19 protein-coding genes are annotated in these 19,347 nt (G+C 72.2%); 2 read left to right on the top strand and 17 right to left on the bottom strand.

Annotated features, from left to right (window positions below; all coding sequences use genetic code 11):
* Window positions 1–60 precede the first annotated feature (60 nt).
* From O7614_RS13275 to pyrR, 7 genes are all read right to left on the bottom strand, one after another.
* Window positions 61–1,335 carry an adenosylmethionine--8-amino-7-oxononanoate transaminase gene (locus tag O7614_RS13275; RefSeq protein ID WP_278138758.1) on the bottom strand — a complete coding sequence of 425 codons (1,275 nt, stop codon included), beginning with the start codon at window positions 1,333–1,335 and terminating at the stop codon, window positions 61–63.
* 345 nt (window positions 1,336–1,680) lie between these two features.
* Window positions 1,681–2,727, bottom strand: coding sequence for a quinone-dependent dihydroorotate dehydrogenase (locus tag O7614_RS13270; RefSeq protein ID WP_278138757.1), 1,047 nt, complete (start codon window positions 2,725–2,727; stop codon window positions 1,681–1,683).
* Window positions 2,724–6,071: a carbamoyl-phosphate synthase large subunit gene (gene carB / locus O7614_RS13265; RefSeq protein ID WP_278138756.1), complete on the bottom strand. Its 3,348-nt coding sequence runs from the start codon at window positions 6,069–6,071 to the stop codon at window positions 2,724–2,726. Before carB ends, O7614_RS13270 begins: the two co-directional genes overlap by 4 nt.
* Window positions 6,064–7,299, bottom strand: a complete 1,236-nt coding sequence (carA, locus tag O7614_RS13260; protein WP_278138755.1) for a glutamine-hydrolyzing carbamoyl-phosphate synthase small subunit — start codon at window positions 7,297–7,299, stop codon at window positions 6,064–6,066. Before carA ends, carB begins: the two co-directional genes overlap by 8 nt.
* Entirely contained in the window at window positions 7,299–8,576 is a 1,278-nt protein-coding gene (locus O7614_RS13255; RefSeq protein WP_278138754.1) for a dihydroorotase, read from the bottom strand. Before O7614_RS13255 ends, carA begins: the two co-directional genes overlap by 1 nt.
* Window positions 8,573–9,499 carry an aspartate carbamoyltransferase catalytic subunit gene (locus tag O7614_RS13250; RefSeq protein WP_278138753.1) on the bottom strand — a complete coding sequence of 309 codons (927 nt, stop codon included), beginning with the start codon at window positions 9,497–9,499 and terminating at the stop codon, window positions 8,573–8,575. The genes O7614_RS13255 and O7614_RS13250 overlap by 4 nt, the downstream gene beginning before the upstream one ends.
* Window positions 9,496–10,080 (bottom strand): bifunctional pyr operon transcriptional regulator/uracil phosphoribosyltransferase PyrR, encoded by a 585-nt coding sequence (gene pyrR / locus O7614_RS13245; protein ID WP_278138752.1) that lies wholly within the window; start codon window positions 10,078–10,080, stop codon window positions 9,496–9,498. Before pyrR ends, O7614_RS13250 begins: the two co-directional genes overlap by 4 nt.
* 290 nt (window positions 10,081–10,370) lie before the next feature.
* Between pyrR and O7614_RS13240 the strand changes: the two genes are divergently transcribed.
* A complete protein-coding gene (locus O7614_RS13240; protein WP_007458348.1) occupies window positions 10,371–10,859 on the top strand; it encodes a transcriptional regulator in 489 nt (162 codons plus the stop codon).
* 75 nt (window positions 10,860–10,934) lie between these two features.
* On the opposite strand, the gene nusB is transcribed toward O7614_RS13240, so the two are convergent.
* The 5 genes from nusB to O7614_RS13215 all read right to left on the bottom strand — a co-directional run bounded on the left by nusB (window position 10,935) and on the right by O7614_RS13215 (window position 14,523).
* On the bottom strand, window positions 10,935–11,345 hold the full coding sequence (gene nusB / locus O7614_RS13235) for a transcription antitermination factor NusB (RefSeq protein ID WP_278142245.1): 411 nt from the start codon (window positions 11,343–11,345) through the stop codon (window positions 10,935–10,937).
* Window positions 11,346–11,368: 23 nt separating this feature from the next.
* Window positions 11,369–11,926 carry an elongation factor P gene (gene efp, locus O7614_RS13230; RefSeq protein ID WP_088990319.1) on the bottom strand — a complete coding sequence of 186 codons (558 nt, stop codon included), beginning with the start codon at window positions 11,924–11,926 and terminating at the stop codon, window positions 11,369–11,371.
* A gap of 86 nt (window positions 11,927–12,012) precedes the next feature.
* On the bottom strand, window positions 12,013–12,438 hold the full coding sequence (aroQ, locus tag O7614_RS13225; protein ID WP_278138751.1) for a type II 3-dehydroquinate dehydratase: 426 nt from the start codon (window positions 12,436–12,438) through the stop codon (window positions 12,013–12,015).
* Window positions 12,435–13,514 carry a 3-dehydroquinate synthase gene (gene aroB, locus O7614_RS13220; protein WP_278138750.1) on the bottom strand — a complete coding sequence of 360 codons (1,080 nt, stop codon included), beginning with the start codon at window positions 13,512–13,514 and terminating at the stop codon, window positions 12,435–12,437. Before aroB ends, aroQ begins: the two co-directional genes overlap by 4 nt.
* 10 nt (window positions 13,515–13,524) lie before the next feature.
* Entirely contained in the window at window positions 13,525–14,523 is a 999-nt protein-coding gene (locus O7614_RS13215) for a YafY family protein (RefSeq protein ID WP_278138749.1), read from the bottom strand.
* 79 nt (window positions 14,524–14,602) lie between these two features.
* On the opposite strand from O7614_RS13215, the gene O7614_RS13210 reads away from it, so the two are divergent.
* On the top strand, window positions 14,603–15,331 hold the full coding sequence (locus O7614_RS13210) for an alpha/beta hydrolase (RefSeq protein ID WP_278138748.1): 729 nt from the start codon (window positions 14,603–14,605) through the stop codon (window positions 15,329–15,331).
* A gap of 119 nt (window positions 15,332–15,450) precedes the next feature.
* Here the strand turns inward: O7614_RS13210 and O7614_RS13205 are convergent, their stop codons facing one another.
* The 5 genes from O7614_RS13205 to O7614_RS13185 form a co-directional block, all read right to left on the bottom strand.
* The gene (locus O7614_RS13205) at window positions 15,451–15,954 is read right to left on the bottom strand and encodes a shikimate kinase (RefSeq protein WP_278138747.1); all 504 of its coding nucleotides are present in this window, start codon (window positions 15,952–15,954) and stop codon (window positions 15,451–15,453) included.
* Complete coding sequence (gene aroC / locus O7614_RS13200) at window positions 15,954–17,132, bottom strand: chorismate synthase (RefSeq protein ID WP_278138746.1); 1,179 nt, start codon at window positions 17,130–17,132, stop codon at window positions 15,954–15,956. Before aroC ends, O7614_RS13205 begins: the two co-directional genes overlap by 1 nt.
* A gap of 98 nt (window positions 17,133–17,230) precedes the next feature.
* On the bottom strand, window positions 17,231–18,154 hold the full coding sequence (locus O7614_RS13195) for a glycosyltransferase family 2 protein (protein WP_278138745.1): 924 nt from the start codon (window positions 18,152–18,154) through the stop codon (window positions 17,231–17,233).
* Window positions 18,151–18,822 carry a glycosyltransferase gene (locus O7614_RS13190; RefSeq protein ID WP_278138744.1) on the bottom strand — a complete coding sequence of 224 codons (672 nt, stop codon included), beginning with the start codon at window positions 18,820–18,822 and terminating at the stop codon, window positions 18,151–18,153. The genes O7614_RS13195 and O7614_RS13190 overlap by 4 nt, the downstream gene beginning before the upstream one ends.
* Window positions 18,819–19,298, bottom strand: coding sequence for a UDP-N-acetylglucosamine--LPS N-acetylglucosamine transferase (locus O7614_RS13185; RefSeq protein ID WP_278138743.1), 480 nt, complete (start codon window positions 19,296–19,298; stop codon window positions 18,819–18,821). The genes O7614_RS13190 and O7614_RS13185 overlap by 4 nt, the downstream gene beginning before the upstream one ends.
* Window positions 19,299–19,347 lie beyond the last annotated feature (49 nt).

Genomic DNA, 19,347 nt, shown 5'->3' with positions numbered 1-19,347 from the left:
CCGGTGCTTCCTCTCTTCTCTCCCGGGCGGCGACGCGCCTCCCGGGATGTACCAGTGGGTTCAGCCGGCCGCCACGGCCGCCGCCACGCCGGCAGCGATCCGGGCCAGGTCGGCGTCGTCGGTGACGTACGGCGGCATCGTGTAGACAAGATCGCGGAACGGGCGCAGCCACACCCCCTGTCCGGCCGCGGCGGCGGTGGCCGCGCCGAGGTCGACCTCGTGATCCAACTGGACCACCCCGATCGCGCCGAGCACCCGCACGTCGGCGACACCCGGCGTACCGCGCAGCGGCTCCAGGCCGGCGCGCAGGCCGGCGCCGACCCTGGCGACCTGCCCCGCCCAGTCTCCGGCCCGGAGCAGACCGATGGAGGCGTTGGCCACCGCGCAGGCCAGGGGGTTGCCCATGAACGTGGGTCCGTGCGCCAGCACACCGGCGGCGGAGATGCCCCGGGCGATCTCCGGCGTGCAGAGCGTCGCCGCGAGCGTCAGGTAGCCCCCGGTGAGCGCCTTGCCCACGCACAGCACGTCCGGGGTCACCCCGGCGTGCTCGGCGGCGAACATCGCACCGGTACGGCCGAACCCGGTGGCGATCTCGTCGAAGATCAACAGCACTCCGTGGGCGCGGGTCACCTCACGCAGCACCCGGAGGTAACCCGGATGGTGGAAGCGCATCCCGCCGGCGCCCTGGACGACCGGCTCGACGATCACGGCGGCCAGTTCGTGGGCGTACCGCTCGACGGTCTCCACCAGCGCCGCCACGTACGCGTCGTCGGGTGGGTCGTCGAAGCCGCCCGGCGGCACCGGGGCGAACACCTGTCGGGGCAGCACGTCGCCCCAGAGGTGGTGCATCCCGCCCTCCGGGTCGCAAACGCTCATCGGGTGGAACGTGTCACCGTGGTAGCCGCCCCGCCAGGTCGCCAACCGACGCCGCTGCGGCTGCCCGACGGCCCGCTGGTACTGCAGGCACATCTTCACCGCCACCTCGACGCTCACCGACCCGGAGTCGGCCAGGAACACGTGCTCCAGGCCCTCCGGCGTCAGCTCGACCAGGGTGCGGGCGAGCTGCACGGCGGGCTCGTGGGTGAGCCCGCCGAACATCACGTGGCTCATCCGTCCGAGCTGGTCGGTGACCGCCGCGTCCAACACCGGGTGCCGGTACCCGTGGATCGCCGCCCACCACGACGACATCCCGTCCACCAGCTCACGGCCGTCGGCCAGCCGCAGGCGTACGCCCTCGGCGCTGCGCACCACGTACGGCGGGTTCGCCGGCGGCAGTGCCGCGTACGGATGCCAGACGTGGTCCCGGTCGACGGCCAGGATCTCCTCGGGGGTCACGCGTACTCCTTTCGGGGCGCGAACCGGCCGGACGGCGGTCGTCCTTGGGCCGGTCGGGCCGCTCCGTCGCCGCCCTTGCTCTGCACCCGCGGGCGCGACACCTCAGGGCGCGACACCTCAGGGCGCGACCCGCGTCGGCCGAATGTCGGGCTCCGGCGGTGGTGGTGCACCGACGGGTGCAGAGCAACCGGGCGGTGGTGGTGCACCCGCGGGTGCAGAGCAACCGAGTGTTGGCTGTGGTGCATCCGCGGGTGCAGAGCAAAGGGCCCGTAGCAGGGGTGGTCTCCTTGGCGCGGAGCCGGCTCGGCGCCGGGTCGGGCCGGGCCGGCACCTCGCCGCGTGCGGTCACCGGCCGGCGACCGGATCCGGTGTCACCGCCGTGGCACTCGCCCGGGCGGCAGCCCGGACCAGGGCCGGGCCCCGGTAGATGAAGCCGGTGTAGAGCTGCACCAGGGAGGCTCCGGCGTCGAACATCCGAGTGGCGTCGTCCGGGTCGAGCACCCCACCGACCCCGATGATGGGCAGCCGACCACCGGTCTCGCGATGCACGAAGGCCACCACCTCCCGGGCGCGGCCGGTCAACGGTCGACCGGAGAGACCACCGGCCTGCTCGCCACGGTCGGCGTCCACGGCGGCGAGCCCGTCGCGGGACAGCGTGGTGTTGGTGGCGATCACCCCGGCGGCGCCTCGGGCCAGGCAGACCTCCAGCAGTTCGGCGATCGCCGCCTCGGTCAGGTCAGGGGCGATCTTGACCAGCACCGGCTTCTCCCCCACCAGCGCGCCGAGCAGCGCGTCCAGGTGGGCGCGGTCCTGCAACGAGCGCAGGCCCGGCGTGTTCGGTGAGGACACGTTCACCGCGAAGTAGTCGCCGTGCCCGCGCAGCGCCCGGTACGAGGCGAGGTAGTCCTCGACCGCCTCGTCCAGCGGGGTCACCTTGGACTTGCCCAGCGAGATGCCCAGCGGCACCCCGAGCGGGCGCGGCAGCGCCGCCAGCCGGGCGGCCAGCGCGGCGGCACCGGCGTTGTTGAAGCCCATCCGGTTGACCACCGCCTCGCTGGCCGGCAGCCGGAACAGCCGCGGCCGGGGATTGCCCGGCTGGGCGTGCGCGGTGACAGTGCCGACCTCGACGAAGCCGAAGCCGAGCGCCGGCCACGCCGGCAGCGCGGCGCCGTCCTTGTCCATGCCGGCGGCCAACCCGACCGGGTTGGGGAACCGCACGCCGAACACCGTGCGCGGCGCGTCGACCGCGTACCGGGCCCGTAGCGCGGCCAGCGCGGCCGGATGCCGCGACACAGTGGCCAACCGCCGCAGTGTCCACTCGTGCGCCGCCTCCGCGTCCCCGCCGCCGAGGCGGAACAACCGAGGTCGTACGACCCGCTCGAACACTGTCACTGGGCCGCCCGCAGGGTGGCGTGCAGGTCCTGCAGGGGGCGCACCCGCATGTCGCCCCGGATCCGCGCCTCGATGCCCATCACGGCCGCGGCGGCCCCGGGGACGGTGGTGATGCAGGGGATGTCCGCGGTGACGGCCGCACTGCGGATCTCGTAGCCGTCGGAACGGGCGCTGGCACCCGAGCCCTGCGGCGTGTTGATCACCAGCGCGACGTGGCCGCCGCCGATCAGCGACACCGCGTCGTCTCCCTCACCCGCCTGGTAGTGCTTGCGGATCTGCTCGCAGGCGATGCCGTGCCGACGCAGCACCTCGGCCGTGCCAGCGGTCGCGACGATCTCGAAGCCCAGGTCGGCCAGCCGCTTGATCGGGAAGATCATGCCGCGCTTGTCCCGGTTGGCCACCGACACGAAGATCTTCCCGGCGGTCGGCAGCGAGCCGTACGCGGCCGACTGGCTCTTGGCGAACGCGTGCCCGAAGTTGGTGTCGATGCCCATCACCTCACCGGTCGACTTCATCTCCGGCCCGAGCAGCGAGTCGATCCCCTTGCCGGAGCGGGTCCGGAAACGCTTGAACGGCAGCACCGCCTCCTTGACGGCGACCGGCGCGTCGGCGGGCATCGTGCCCCCGTCACCGGTCGCCGGCAGCAGGCCCTCGGCGCGCAGCTCGGCGATGGTGGCGCCGAGCGCGATCCGGGCCGCCGCCTTGGCCAGCGGCACCGCCGTCGCCTTGGAGACGAACGGAACGGTCCGCGACGCCCGCGGGTTGGCCTCCAGGACGTAGAGCACGTCGTCCTTGAGCGCGTACTGCACGTTGAGCAGGCCACGGACGCCGACGCCACGTGCGATGGCCTCGGTGTAGCGGCGGACCTCGGCCAGGTGCGAGCCGGCGAGGGTGATCGGCGGCAACGCGCAGGACGAGTCGCCGGAGTGGATGCCGGCCTCCTCGATGTGCTCCATCACACCGCCGATGTAGACCTCGCCGTCGGCGTCGCAGAGCGCGTCCACGTCGATCTCGATGGCGTCGTCGAGGAACCGGTCCACCAGCACCGGGTGATCCGGGGAGATGTCGGTGGCCCGTCCGATGTAGTCGCGCAGCGTCGGGTCGTCGTAGACGATCTCCATACCCCGCCCGCCCAGCACGTACGACGGCCGGACCAGCACCGGGTAGCCGATCTCGTCGGCGATCGTCTTGGCCTCGTCGTAGGAGGTGGCCATGCCGTGCGCGGGCGCGCGCAGCCCGGACCGGGCCAGCACCGCGCCGAACGCGCCCCGCTCCTCGGCCAGGTGGATCGACTCCGGCGAGGTGCCGACGATCGGCACCCCCGCGTCCTTGAGCCGCTGCGCCAACCCCAGCGGGGTCTGACCGCCGAGCTGCACGACCACCCCGACCACGCCCGGCCCGCCGGCCGCCCGGCCGGACGAGTCCTCGGCGTGCCAGACCTCCAGGACGTCCTCGAAGGTCAGCGGCTCGAAGTAGAGCCGGTCGGCGGTGTCGTAGTCGGTGGAGACGGTCTCCGGGTTGCAGTTGACCATGACGGTCTCGTAACCGGCCGACCGCAACGCCTGCACCGCGTGCACGCAGGAGTAGTCGAACTCGATGCCCTGGCCGATCCGGTTCGGGCCGGAGCCCAGGATCAGGACCTTCGGCCGGTTCGACGGTACGACCTCGGTCTCCAGGTCGTACGTCGAGTAGTGGTACGGCGTGGTCGCCTCGAACTCGGCCGCGCAGGTGTCCACCGTCTTGTAGACCGGACGCACGTCGAGGCGGTGCCGCAGGGTCCGTACGCCGTCCTCGGCGGCCAGCTCCGGGCGCAGCGCGGCGAGTTGCCGGTCGGACAGGCCGGCCCGCTTCGCCACCCGCAACAGGTCGGCGTCGAGCACCGGCGCGTCCACGATCTCCGCGCGCAGCTCGATCAGCGCGGCGATCTGGTCGAGGAACCACGGGTCGATCCCGCCGGAGGCCTCGGCGACCTCGGCGATCGACGCGCCGAGGCGCAGCGCCCGCTCGACGGTGTACAAGCGCCCGTCGTGCGGGATCCGCAGCGCGGCGAGAGTGTTCTCCCGGCTGGCCCCCTCCGGGTCCGGAGTGGTCCAGAAACCAGATGATCGGGTTTCCATCGAGCGCATCGCCTTGTTCAGCGCCTCGGTGAAGTTGCGCCCGAGGCTCATCGCCTCGCCCACCGACTTCATCGTGGTGGTCAGCTCCGGGTCCGCGCCGGGGAACTTCTCGAACGCGAACCGGGGGATCTTCACCACCACGTAGTCCAGGGTCGGCTCGAACGCCGCCGGGGTCTTCAACGTGATGTCGTTGGGGATCTCGTCGAGGGTGTAACCGATGGCCAGCTTCGCGGCGATCTTCGCGATCGGGAAGCCGGTCGCCTTGGACGCCAACGCCGACGAACGGGACACCCGGGGGTTCATCTCGATCACGACGATCCGGCCGTCGACCGGGTTGACCGCGAACTGGATGTTGCAGCCGCCGGTGTCCACCCCGACCTCGCGGAGCACGGCGATGCCCAGGTCACGCAGGCGCTGGTACTCCCGGTCGGTGAGCGTCATGGCCGGGGCCACGGTGACGCTGTCGCCGGTGTGCACGCCCATCGGGTCGAGGTTCTCGATCGAGCAGACCACCACCACGTTGTCGTGCCGGTCGCGCATCAGTTCGAGTTCGTACTCCTTCCAACCGAGCACGCTCTCCTCGATGAGCACCTCGTGCACCGGGCTGGCGGCCAGGCCGTCGCCGGCGATGCGGGCCAGGTCCTCCGGGGTGTGCGCCATGCCGGAACCCAGGCCACCCATGGTGAACGAGGGCCGGATCACCACCGGCAGACCCAGCTCGGCGACGGTCGCCTCGACCTCCTCCATGGAGTGGCAGACCCGGGAGCGGGGCACCAGGCCGGTCGGGTCGTCGACACCCAGCCGTACGCCGGCCTTCGCCACGATCTCCTTGAACAGCTGCCGGTCCTCGCCGCGGTTGATGGCGTCGATGTTCGCGCCGATCAACTCCACGCCGTACTTCTCCAGAATGCCGCCCTCGTGCAGGGCGACCGCCGTGTTCAGCGCGGTCTGCCCACCGAGGGTCGCCAGGATCGCGTCCGGGCGTTCCTTGGCGATGACCAGCTCCACGAACTCCGGTGTGATCGGCTCGACGTAGGTCGCGTCGGCGAACTCCGGGTCGGTCATGATGGTCGCCGGGTTGGAGTTGACCAGGCTGACCCGGATCCCCTCGCTGCGCAGCACCCGGCACGCCTGGGTGCCGGAGTAGTCGAACTCGCAGGCCTGCCCGATGACGATCGGCCCGGAGCCGATCACCAGGATGTGCTTGAGATCGGTCCGCTTAGGCATTGCTGCGCCCCTTGCTGTGGGTCCGGCCTTCGATCAGTTCCGCGAAGCGGTCGAACAGGTAGTCCGCGTCGTGCGGGCCGGCCGCCGCCTCCGGGTGGTACTGCACGGTGAAGGCGGGCACGTCGACCGCCCGCAGCCCCTCGACCACGTTGTCATTGAGGCAGACATGCGACACCTGGACGCCGCCGAAATCGGTGTCGATCACCTGGTCGGGGACGACCGCGCCGGTGCCCACACCGGGCACGTCGACCGCGCCGAGCTGCGGTTCGCGGCCCGACACGTCGACCGCGCCGAGCTGCGGTTCGCGGCCCGACACGTCGACCGCGAAGCCGTGGTTGTGGCTGGTCACCTCGACCTTGCCGGTGGCCCGGTCGAGCACCGGCTGGTTGATGCCCCGGTGGCCGTAGCCCAACTTGTAGGTGCCGAAGCCGAGCGCCCGGCCGAGGATCTGGCTGCCGAAGCAGATGCCGAACAGCGGCACCTCCCGGCGCAGCGCCTCCCGGGCCAGCGCCACCGGGGCGTCGGCGGTGGCCGGGTCGCCCGGGCCGGGCGACAGGAAGATCGCGTCGGCGCCGGTGGCGAGGAGTTGGTCGATCGTCGACGAGGCCGGCAGAACGTGGGTGGTCACGCCGCGCGTGGCGAGCCGGCGGGGCACGTTGCGCTTGATACCGAGGTCCAGCGCCGCCACGGTGAACCGGTGCTCGCCGAGCGCCTCGACGACGTACGGCTCGGCGGTGGTCACCTCGGCGGACAGGTCCGCGCCGGTCATCTGCGGCGCCTGGCGTACCCGGGTCAGCAGGCTCTGCGGGTCGCTGTCGATGCTGGAGATGCCGACCCGCATGGCGCCGCGCTCACGCAGGTGCCGGGTCAGCGCCCGGGTGTCGACCCCACTGATGCCCACCACACCCTCGGTGGCGAGCCGGTCCTCCAGGCCGCCGGTGGCGCGCCAGTTCGAGCCGATCCGGGCCGGGTCGCGCACGACGTAGCCGGCCACCCAGATCCGGCCGGACTCGTCGTCCTCGCCGTTGACGCCGGTGTTGCCGATGTGCGGGGCGGTCTGCACCACCACCTGCCGGTGGTACGACGGGTCGGTGAGCGTCTCCTGGTAACCGGTCATGCCGGTGTTGAAGACCGCCTCACCGAAGGTCTCCCCGACGCTGCCGTACGCCTCACCGGGGAACGTGCGCCCGTCCTCGAGCACGAGGATCGCGGGCCTGCGCTTGGCCATTACTTGACTGCCTTTCCGTCCAGGACCGTCGGCTCGCCACGCAGGAAGGTCGCCACGATGCGACCTGGCAGCGTCATGCGGGCGTACGGGGTGTTGCGACTGCGACTGGCCAGCTCCGCCGGTTCGATGGTGCGGCGGGCGGCCGGGTCGATCACTGTCAGGTTGGCCGGCACGCCGGGTGCCGGGTCGACGCCGTGCCCGGTCAGCCCCGCGATCCGGGCGGGGGTACGCGACATCCGCTCGGCGATCAGGTCCCACTCCGGGCCGAGCACGTCGAGCGCGATGGACAGGGCCGTCTCCAGACCGAGCATCCCCGGCCGGGCGTACGCCCACTCGCACTCCTTGTCCTCCACGGCGTGCGGGGCGTGGTCGGTGGCGATGATGTCGATGACGCCGTCGGCGAGCGCGGCACGCAGCGCGGCGATGTCCGCGGCCGTCCGCAGCGGCGGGTTGACCTTGAAGACCGGGTCGTAGGTCTCCGCACGCTCGTCGCTGAGCAGCAGGTGGTGCGGGGTGACCTCGGCGGTGACGCGTACCCCGCGGGCCTTTGCCTGGCGCAGCACCTCGACGCTGCCGGCGGTGGAGACGTGGCAGACGTGCAGTCGGCTGCCGACGTGTTCGGCGAGCAGCACGTCGCGGGCGATGATCGCCTCCTCGGCGACCGCCGGCCAGCCGATCAGCCCGAGTCGGGTGGAGACCTCGCCCTCGTGCATCTGGGCGCCCTCGGTGAGCCGGGGCTCCTCGGCGTGCTGGGCGATGATCCCGTCGAACGCCTTGACGTACTCCAGGGCGCGACGCATCAGCTTCGGGTCGGCGACGCAGTGCCCGTCGTCGGAGAAGATCCGCACCCGGGCCGCGGAGTCGGCCATCGCGCCCAGCTCGGCCAGGCGCTCGCCGGCCAGCCCGACGGTGACGGCGCCGATCGGTTGCACGTCGACCAGGCCGGCTTCCCGGCCGAGCCGCCAGACCTGCTCGACCACGCCGGCGGTGTCCGCGACCGGGGAGGTGTTGGCCATGGCACAGACCGCCGTGTAACCGCCCAGTGCCGCCGCGCGGGATCCCGACTCGACCGTCTCGGCGTCCTCCCGGCCGGGCTCACGCAGATGGGTGTGCAGGTCGACCAGGCCGGGCAGGGCGACCAGCCCGGTGCCGTCGACGACTGCCGCGTCCGGCGCGGACAGGCCGTCGGCGACCTCGGCGACCACGCCGTCGCGGATCAGCAGGTCGGTCGGCGGGCCGCCGACGACGCTCACGTTGGTGATCAGGTACGCGCTCACCGGTTGTTCCCTCCGAGCAGCAGGTAAAGGACAGCCATCCGCACGGAGACCCCGTTGGTGACCTGTTCGACGATGGTGGAGCGGGGTGAGTCGGCGACCTCGGGGGTGATCTCCATCCCCCGGTTCATCGGGCCGGGGTGCATGACGATCGCGTGCTCCGGCAGCCGGCGCATCCGAGGGCCGTCCAGCCCGTAGCGGCGGGCGTACTCGCGCGCGGAGGGGAAGTAGGAGTCGTTCATCCGCTCCCGCTGCACCCGCAGCATCATCACCACGTCCACGTTCGGCAGCACGGAGTCGAGGTCGTAGGAGACGTCGGTGCCGGGGGCGAGGGCTCCGACGATGTCGACCGGGATGAGGGTCGGCGGGCCGACCAGGGTGACCTTCGCGCCGAGGGTGGAGAGCAGCAGCACGTTGGAGCGGGCGACCCGGGAGTGCAGGACGTCCCCGACCACCGCGACCGACAGGCCGGCCAGCCGGCCCAGCCGGGCCCGCATGGTGTACGCGTCCAGCAGCGCCTGGGTGGGGTGCTCGTGGGTGCCGTCGCCGGCGTTGACGACCGACCCGTCGACCCAGTTGGCCAGTCGGTGCGGGGCGCCGGAGGCGGGGTGTCGGACGACCACGGCGTCGGCGCCCATGGCCTGCAGGGTCAGCGCGGTGTCCTTCAGGCTCTCGCCCTTGGTGACGCTGGACCCCTTCGCGGAAAAGTTGATCACGTCGGCGCTGAGTCGCTTCGCCGCCGCCTCGAACGAGATCCGGGTACGGGTGGAGTCCTCGTAGAAGAGGTTCACCACGGTCCGGCCGCGCAGCGCCGGCAGTTTCTTGATCTCCCGGCCGGCGACGGTGGCCATCTCGGCGGCGGTGTCCAGGATCTCGGTGGCGGTGGCGGCGTCCAGGTCCGCGCCGGAGAGCAGATGCTTGATCATGAGGCGGTTCCCCCGTACAGCTTGACCTCGTCGACGCCGTCGATCTCGGCGAGCGTCACCTTCACGCTCTCGGCGAGCGAGGTCGGGATGTTCTTGCCGACGTAGTCGGCGCGGATCGGCAGCTCCCGGTGACCGCGATCGACCAGGACCGCGAGCTGCACGGAAGCCGGGCGGCCGACGTCATTGAGAGCGTCGAGTGCGGCCCGGACGGTGCGGCCGGAGAACAGCACGTCGTCGACGAGGATGACTCGCTTGCCGTCGATGCCACCGGACGGCAACTCGGTCGGGCCGACCGCGCGGGTGGCGTGCCGGCGCAGGTCGTCGCGGTAGAGGGTGATGTCGAGCACACCGACGGGAACGTCGACGTCCTCGAAGGTGCTGATCCGGTCGGCGAGCCGCCGAGCGAGGGGGGTCCCTCTCGTGGGAATCCCAAGAAGCACCGTGTTGGCGGCGCCCTGGGTCTTCTCCAGGATCTGGTGGGCGATGCGGTCGACCACGCGTTGCACGTCGGCGCTGGCGAGGATCACCTTCACCGAGGGTTGTCGCGGTGGTGACGAGCGGGCAGCCGGTGGGTATGCCACGGCGGACCTCCTTCCCCGCCTCACGGGACGGGTCGTTAAAGGATGTCGGGCACCTCCGGCCGGACCGCGGGAACGGACCTGGGCCGGGGCTTCACGCCACGTTACCAGTGGTCACCGGGCCGATGGACGGCGGCCGCTGACCACCGGATCAGCACCACGAAATGGCGATAACTTCCCGGACGCTCCCCAACGGTAGGGTCACGACCACTTGACCACGTGTCGCATTCCCCGTACCGTCACGCTCCGTAGCGATCGACGGGAGAACCCCGAGCAGCACTGGGAGTGTCCGAATGCCCTCTGAATACGCCAAGTCGCTGGGCGCCCGCCTGCGCTCCATCCGCCAACAGCAGGGTCTCTCCCTGCAGGGTGTGGAGGAGAAGTCGAACGGGCGCTGGAAGGCCGTGGTGGTCGGCTCGTACGAGCGCGGCGACCGGGCCGTGACGGTGTCCCGTCTGGCCGAGTTGGCCGAGTTCTACCGTGTCCCCGTCTCGGAGTTGCTGCCGGACGGCAGCGGCGTCCGGCACGAGCCCACCAGCAAGATCGTCCTGGACCTGGAGCGGCTCTACGACGAGGCCTCCGAGGACCTGGCCTACGTCGCGCGCTACGCCCGCGCCATCCAGCAGCAGCGTGGTGACTACAACGGCCGGGTGCTCTCCATCCGCGCCGACGACCTGCGGGCACTCGCGATCGTGTACGACGCCTCACCGTCGGGCCTGATCGAGCGGCTCACCGAGCACGGTGTGCTGGTGGCCGACCCCCGGGCGTTCTTCGCCTCCTGAGCAGTAGCTCCACCCGAAAGGGCCCGTGCCATCCGGCACGGGCCCTTTTCGATAGTGGTGCTGGTGCTGGCTCGATCAGCGGGTCGCGTACTCGGCGATCCGGCCCAGCACCCCGTTGAGGAAGCGCGGCGAGTCGTCGGTGGACATCTGCCGGGCCAACTCCACGGCCTCGCTGATCGCCACCGCGTCGTCGATCTCGTCGACGTAGAGCAACTCGTAGACCGCGATCCGGGCCAGATTCCGGTCGACGACCGGCATCCGCTCCAGCGTCCACCCCTCGGCGTAGCTGGCGATCAGCTCGTCGATCCGGTTGAGGTTCTCGGCGACACCCTCCACCAGACCCACCGCGTAGCCCAGGTGCTCCGGTCGGGGCTGCTCGATCCGCTGCACGTAGCCGGCGAGCACCTCCACCGGAGGTTTGTCCCGTAGGTCGGCCTCGTAGAGGACATCCAGCGCCCGCTTGCGCGCCTTGCGGCGCGCCGGCATCTGCTGCTTGGAACCCTCAGCCATCAGGCGCGGCCGAGGTAACGGCCGTCGCGGGTGTCGACCTTGATCTTCTCGCCGGTGGTGATGAACAGCGGCACCTGCACGGTGGCGCCGGTCTCCACGGTCGCCGGCTTGTTGCCACCGGTCGAACGGTCGCCCTGCAGGCCCGGCTCGGTGTAGGTGACCTCCAGCACAACGCTGGTGGGCAGCTCGATGTAGAGCGGCACACCCTCGTGCTGGGCGACGGTCGCCTCCGCCTCGGGCAGCAGGTAGTTGGCTGCCTCGCCGACGGTGCCGCCAGGCACGGTGATCTGGTCGAAGGTCTCCAGATCCATGAAGACGAAGTCCTCGCCGTCGGCGTACAGGTACTGCATCGTGCGCTTGTCAACGGTCGCGGTCTCGACCTTGGTGCCCGCGTTGAAGGTCTTGTCGACCACCTTCCCGGACAGCACGTTCTTCAGCGTGGTGCGCACGAAGGCACCACCCTTACCGGGCTTGACGTGCTGGAACTCGACGACGGCCCAGAGCTCGCCGTCCAGGTTGAGAACCAGGCCGTTTTTGAGGTCGTTGGTGGAGGCCATTTCCTGCCTTGATCATCAATTGGCGGACAGACCTGGCAAGTCTACTGCCTGCGTCTAATTGACCGGTCCCCGCTTCCGGCGGGCGCTCAGCGGGTGGTCAGGTGGTGCAGGGCGAGACGATAACCGTCGATGCCGAGGCCGCAGATCACACCGGTCGCCACCGCGGAGACCACCGAGTGGTGCCGGAACTCCTCTCGGGCGTGGATGTTGGAGAGGTGCACCTCCACCAACGGCCCCCGCAGCATGGCGCAGGCGTCCCGCACGGCGTACGAGTAGTGCGACCAGGCGGCCGGGTTGAGCACCACCGCCGCACGCTCGTCGGCCGCCGTGTGCAGCCAGCCGAGCAGCTCGTGCTCCGCGTCGGTCTGCCGGACCGTCACGTCCAGCCCCAGCTCCCGACCGGTGGCCTCGCACAGCGCGACCAGGTCGGCGTAGGTGGTCGCGCCGTACACCTCGGGCTCGCGGGTGCCCAGGCGGCCCAGGTTCGGCCCGTTCAGGACGTAGACCTTCACGGGTGGGAAACCTCCTGGTAGGCGGCCGCCAGCAGCGCGTCGTCCGGGCCCTCCAACATCGCCGGGCGGGCCAGCCCGTCGAGCACCACGAACCGCAGCCGGTTGCCCCGCGCCTTCTTGTCCACCCGCATGGTGGCCAGCAGGCGCGGCCAGGCGTCGGCCGGGTAGCTCACCGGCAGACCCAGCGCGGACAGGGTCACCCGGTGCCGCTCGGCGGTCGGGGCGTCCAGCCGGCCGGCGAGCCGGGCCAGCGCGGCGGCGTACACCAGGCCGACGGCGACAGCGTGCCCGTGCCGCCACCGGTAGCCCTCGTTCTGCTCGATCGCGTGGGCGAGGGTGTGGCCGTAGTTGAGCACCTCCCGCACGCCCGACTCGCGCAGGTCACCGGCGACCACGTCGGCCTTGACCCGGATCGCCCGTTCGATCAGCTCCCGCGACGCCGGCCCGCGTACGTCGGTGGCCGCCGCCGGGTCGCGTTCGACCAGGTCGAGGATCGCCGGGTCGGCGATGAACCCGCACTTGACCACCTCGGCGAGCCCGGCCGCCACGTCGACAGCGGGCAGACTGTCCAGGGTGGCCAGATCGGCCAGCACGCCGACCGGCGGATGGAACGCGCCCACCAGGTTCTTGCCGGCGGCCGTGTTGATCCCCGTCTTGCCGCCGACGGCGGCGTCGACCATGCCCAGCAGCGAGGTCGCCACCGGAACCCAACGCACCCCGCGCAACCAGCAGGCCGCGACGAAACCGGCCAGGTCGGTCACCGCACCGCCGCCCACCCCGACCACCGCGTCGGTACGGGTGAAACCGGCCTCCCCGAGCCGGTCCCAACAGGCGGCGGCGACGTCGATCTGCTTGCCCGACTCGGCGTCGGGCACCTCGATCGGCAGCGGCTCGACGCCGGCGACGCGCAGCCGCTCACCAACCGCGTCGGCGAGAGCCTTGAGCGGGGGCGCGTGCAGCACCGCCGCCCGACTTGCCCCGGGCAGCAGGCCGGGCAGCGCGCCCAGCAGGTCACGCCCCACCAACACGTCGTACGGCCGCTCGCCGCCGACCGGAATCCGGGTCACCTCGTCCATCGCCGGCAGCCTAGTCCAGCGGACGGCGCGGCGACGGCGTCTGTCCACCTGCTGGCCGGGCGGCCCACTGCGCCAGTCGGCGGGCGTGCTCGGCCACGGCGGTGCGCAGGGCCTCCGGCTGTCGCACGGTGAAGGGGCAGCCCAGACCGGAGAGCAGCGCGGCCATACCGGGCAGGCTCTCCGCCCGAGCCCGCAGCAGCACGCCGTCGGTGGTGGCGGTCAGCTCGGCCACGCTGGGCGGGATGCGGCGGCGGGCGGCGACCAGGTCGGTCTCCAGCAGCACCTCCACAGCGTGCTGGTACGGCACCCCGGCCAGCGACCGGGTCACCCAGGCGACCGCCTCGAAGTCGTCCGGCACGGCGAACGTCGCCGGGCCGGTCGTCACCGCGCCGATCCGGTCCAGTCGGAAGGTGCGAACCTCCCCGCGCCGGTGGTCATGGCCGGTGACATACCAACGGCCGGCGTGGAAGACCAGCCCGTACGGGTCGAGCTCCCGGTGCGAGCGCTCGCCCCGCCAGGAGCGGTAGTCCAGTGCCACCCGTTGCCGCTGTCGGGCCGCCGAGGCGAGCGTGAGCAGCGTGCCCGACGCCGGTCCGCGCTCCTGCTCCGGTCGACGCAGGGTGAAGCCCAGCTGCTCCTGCACGGCGGCGAGCCGGTCGGCGAGCGCCGCCGGCAGCACCCGGCGGATCTTCGCCAGGGCGGTGGCGGTGGCCGGCTGCTCGGTGGCGAGCCCGACGCGTTCGGCGACGACCAGGCCGAGCAGCACGGCCAGCGCCTCGTCGTCGGTGAGCATGAGCGGCGGCAGCTTGTATCCGGAGTGCAGCCGGTAGCCGCCGTAGCGGCCCCGGTCAGCGGTGACGGGGATGCCCAGCTGGACCAGGGTGGCCGCGTACCGGCGCACGGTCCGCTCGTCGACGCCGAGCCAGCCGGCCAGCTCGGCCGCGGTAGCGCGGTGCCGGGTCTGCAACACCTCGAGGAGAGCCAGCACCCGACCGGCGGGATGTGACACGGGCCACTCCTCTAAACCGGGCGGATTCTGTCCGCTTTCGATCGTACGGTCTGTCGGTAACCGAGAGAAGGAGCGACAGATGGCGACGTTCGTGCTGGTTCCGGGGTTCTGGTTGGGCGCCTGGGCGTGGCGGGAGGTGACCGCGACGTTGCGGGCGCAGGGGCACGAGGTCCACCCGATGACCCTGACCGGGTTGGCCGAGCGGGACCACCTCGCCGGGCCGGAGGTCGGCCTGGAGACGCACACCGCGGACATCGTCCGGCTGATCGAGGTCGAGGATCTGCGCGACGTGCTGCTGGTCGGGCACTCCGGTGGTGGCATGCCGGTCGCCCAGGCGGCCGACCGCATCCCGGACCGGATCGCCCGGGTGGTCTACGTGGAGAGCGGGCCGCTGCCGGACGGCACCGCGCAGTTCGACACGGTGCCGCCGGAGGAGCAGGAACGGCTCCGGGCCGCGATCGGCGACGGTGACCTGCTGCCGCCGCCGGCCTGGGACCCGACCGCCGACCCGACCAACCTGGCCGGTCTGGACGAGCCAACGCTGGCTCTGCTGCGCGCCCGGGCCACCCCGCAGCCGCTGCGCGCGGCCACCGACCCGGTCCGCCGCACCGGCGGTCGTCCGGTGCCGACCGCGCTGGTCGCCAGCACGTTCCCGCTCGCCGTGGTCCGCCAGATGATCGACGAGGGGCACCCGTTCTTCACCGGCCTGGCCGGCGGCCCGTTGTTCGAGTTGCCGACCGGGCACTGGCCGATGCTCAGCGAGCCGAAGGCTCTCGCCGACATCCTCGACGCGGCCGCCCGGGGCTGAGGCGCCGGCCGACTCCGTCCTCGTCGATCATGGACTTGTGGTGCCGGGTTTGCGGGTCCACAGGCAGTTCGTCCCCACCACAACTCCATGATCGACGGGGTTGGGGCGGGGCCCGGGCGTCAGCGGGGCAGCAGCGCGGCGATCTCGGCGACGACCGCTGCCGGGGTCCGGCCGTCGGTGGTCACCGTCTCGGTGGCTACCTCGGCGTAGAGCGGCCGACGCTGGTCCAGCAGGTGCTTGAGGGTGGCCCGCGGGTTGATCGCCAGCAGCGGACGGCCGGCGCCGAGCCCGACCCGCTTCACCGCGTCGGGCAGCTCGACCGAGAGGTGCACCACCCGGTGCCCGACCAGGGCGGCCCGGGTCTCCTCGGCCAACACCGCGCCCCCGCCGAGGGCGAGCACGCCCGTGCCGCCGGCCAGCGCCGCGGCCACCGCGGCCCGTTCCAGCTTGCGGAAGTGCTCCTCTCCCTCGTCGATGAAGATCTCCGGGATCGGCTTGCCGGCCATCTGCTCGATGTCGATGTCCGTGTCGCGGAACTCCACCGAGAGGGTGTCGGCGAGCGCCCGCCCGACGGTGGTCTTGCCGCAGCCGGGTGCTCCGACCAGCACGACGACCGGTGCCATCAGCGGATGACCAGCGCGTCGAGGTAACCGGCCAGGTTGCGGCGGATCTCGGCGATCGAGTCGCCGCCGAACTTCTCGGTGGCCGCCTCGGCGAGCACCAGCGCCACCATCGCCTCGGCGACGACCGCCGCGGCCGGCACCGCACAGACGTCGGAGCGCTGGTTGATCGCGGTGGCCGGCTCACCGGTGGTGACGTCCACGGTGGAGAGGGCGCGGTTCAGCGAGGAGATCGGCTTCATCGCGGCGCGGACCCGCAGGGGCTCGCCGGTGGTGATGCCACCCTCCAGGCCACCCGCCCGGTCGGTGACCCGGCGGACGCCGGTGGCCGACGGAATGATCTCGTCGTGCGCCTCCGAGCCACGGGACCGGGCCTGCTGCCAGCCGTCGCCGATCTCCACGCCCTTGATCGCCTGGATCGACATCAGCGCCGTGGCCAGTCGGGCGTCGAGCTTGCGGTCCCACTGCACGTGGCTACCCAACCCCGGCGGCACCCCGTACGCCAACACCTCGACCACGCCGCCGAGGGTGTCGGCGGCCTTCTTCGCGGCGTCGACCTCGGCGACCATCAGTGCGCTGGCCTCCGGGTCGAGGCAGCGCAGCGGGTCGGCGTCGATGCGGGCGGCGTCGGACGGCACGGGGCGCAGCCCGGGCTTCACGGCCACCGGGCCCAGCTCGACGACGTGCGAGACGATCTCGATGCCGAGCGCCTGACGGATCAGTGCCTTGGCGACGGTGCCGACGGCGACCCGGGCGGCGGTCTCACGGGCGCTGGCGCGTTCCAGGATCGGCCGGGCGTCGGTGTGGCCGTACTTCTGCATGCCGGCCAGGTCGGCGTGGCCTGGCCGGGGACGGGTCAGTGGGGCGTTGCGGGCCTGCCGGGCCAACTCGTCGGGGTCGACCGGGTCGGCGGCCATCACGGTCTGCCACTTCGGCCACTCGGAGTTGCCGACCCGGATGGCCACCGGGCTGCCCAGGGTGACGCCGTGCCGCAGGCCGCCGAGCAGCTCGACCTCGTCGCGTTCGAACGACATCCGGGCGCCGCGGCCGTAGCCCAGCCGCCGACGGGCCAGTTCGTCGGCGATCACGGTGGTGGTCACCTCGATGCCGGCCGGCACCCCCTCCAACATCGCGACGAGGGCGGGACCGTGCGATTCACCTGCAGTCAGCCAGCGCAACACGGTGCTCAGTCTGTCACGGCCGGTCGCTGCCCCGCCGTGCCGCCCGGCGCGTCCCGCCCTGCGGACGCCGCCGCCGGGGCGGACCGGGCGGCAGCAGCTCAGATCCCCCGGCCGCGCTTGTGCAGGGTGCGCAGCACCGCGTCGGCGCGGACCACCCGACCGGCGACGGCGAGGGCCAGGTAGGCGCGCGGCTCGCGGGGATTGCTCCGCAGGGTGCGTCGCGCCCAGCGCACCGCGCCCCGCCGGTCGCCCGAGGCGGCCTGGGCGAACGCGATCTGCCCGGCGACGCGGGCCGCACCGGCCGGTTGGCTGGCGAACTCCGGGTAGCGCCGCAGCAGCCACTGCAGGGCCTCGGAGATGGTGTCCCAGCGCTGCGCGAAGTAGGAGCGTTTGTGCCAGCGGACCAGCACCGACGGCGTCCGCAGGTTGATCAACGGAGCGCTGCGGGCGGCCCGGAGCAGGAACTCGTAGTCCTCCGCGTAGCTGCCGGGGATCTCCTCGTCGACCAGACCGAACCCGTCGCGCAGCGCGGTGGCGCGGATCAGGAAGGTCGACGGGTGCAGCTCCGTCATCCGGTCGCGCAGCAGGTCGTCCAGGGTGATCCGCTCCTTGTCGAGCACCCGGTCGACGGTGCTGCCGTCGTAGCTGACCCGGATGCCGCAACAGACGAACTCGGACGCGGGGTTGGCGGCCAGCGCGTCGACCTGGGCGGCCAGCTTGCCGGGCAGCCACTCGTCGTCGTCGTCGCAGAACGCGACCAGCTCGCCCTGCGCCGCCAGGGTGCCGCTGTTGCGCGCGCCGGCCAACCCCTGGGTACGGACGTTGCGGATCACCCGCACCGCGCGGTCCGGGCCGCTCCCCAGGTCGGTCAGCGACTCGTCCGGCGCGGACTGGTCGAACACCACCACGACCTCGATCGGGCCCGGGTACTCCTGGCCCAGGATCGCGCGCACCGCTGCGCGCAGCAGCTCGGGACGGTCCCGGGTGGGCACCACGACGCTGACGCTTGGCTGCGGGGTCATCGGGAGGTCTCCTTCGTGCCCGGACGCGGGCGGGACCGGGCCCGCCACCGGGACCGGCGCGGGGTCGAGCCGGCAACCAGGTCGTCGACGATCTGCCCGACCCGGGCCACCGCCGCCCGTCGTGCCTCGTGCGCCTCCGGGTCGGTGGCCACCGCGTAGCGGGTCGGGTCGGCCAGCCCGGCGGTCAACGCGTCGTGCAGCGCCTCCCGGGTCTCGCAGAGCACCACCAACCCGGCGGCGCCGAGACGGCGGGCGAAGAGGAGCTGGTGGTCGTCGACGTGCTCACCGTGCGCCGGGTTGCGGGGCACCACGATGGGCAGGTGGCCGTGCCGGCGGGCCTCCAGGATGGTCGCCGGGCCGCCGTGGCAGACCACCAGGTCGGCGTCGGCCATCGCCTGCTGAAGCGCGTCGTGACCGAGGAACGGCACCGCGCCGGGCAGCGGTGGCACGGCGGTGTGCCCGTGTTGCACCGTCAGCGCGACCGGGTCGGTGGCCTGCGCGTGCCACTGCGCCAGCCAGTCGACGAGCCGGTCGAAGCGATGCTTGTCGGTGCCGACCGCTACCAACACCCGGACCTGGGACGTCGACGTGCTGTCGCGCTGACGGGGAAGGCGGGCCGCCTCGACGGTCGGCTGCGGACGCCGGGCGGTGCCCGTCTCGCCGGTCACAGCAGCGTCCCCACGACGGTCGCCTCGGGGTACTGCCGGCGCTGCTCGTCCCACTGCACGAGCATCGCGGACAGGAACGGGCGGCAGAGGCGGGCGGTCAGGGTCGGGGTGTCGATCCGGTCGTACACCTCGATGTAGACGGTCGGGATGCGCCGTAACCGGGCCAGCACCACGAACGGGACCGCCACCCCGGCGCCGGTGGTGACCACCGCGGCGACCCGCCGTGCCCGCAGGACCCGCCAGGCCAGCAGCGCGTTGCGCAGCAGGTTCGGCACGTTGCGGGTGGTCGGGTGGTGCGCCGGCACCAGGTCCTCACCGGCCAGCAGGGACAGCGCCTCCGGGGTGTCGAAGGTGACCCAGCAGCGCCGCCACTGCTCGTACCAGGGCCTCAGTGCGAGTAGTTGGGCCAGGTGGCCGCCGCTGGATCCGACCAGCAGCAGCACCGGGGCCGCATCGTCGTCGTTCTTCGTGTCCACGCGACTCCCCACAAGTTCGCTTGGAATTCAGGTTCACGCCAGGCAGAAG

Origin of the sequence: Micromonospora sp. WMMD961, assembly GCF_029626145.1 — a bacterium.
Lineage (GTDB): Bacteria > Actinomycetota > Actinomycetes > Mycobacteriales > Micromonosporaceae > Micromonospora.
This window is presented reverse-complemented; position numbering and strand designations above follow the sequence as displayed.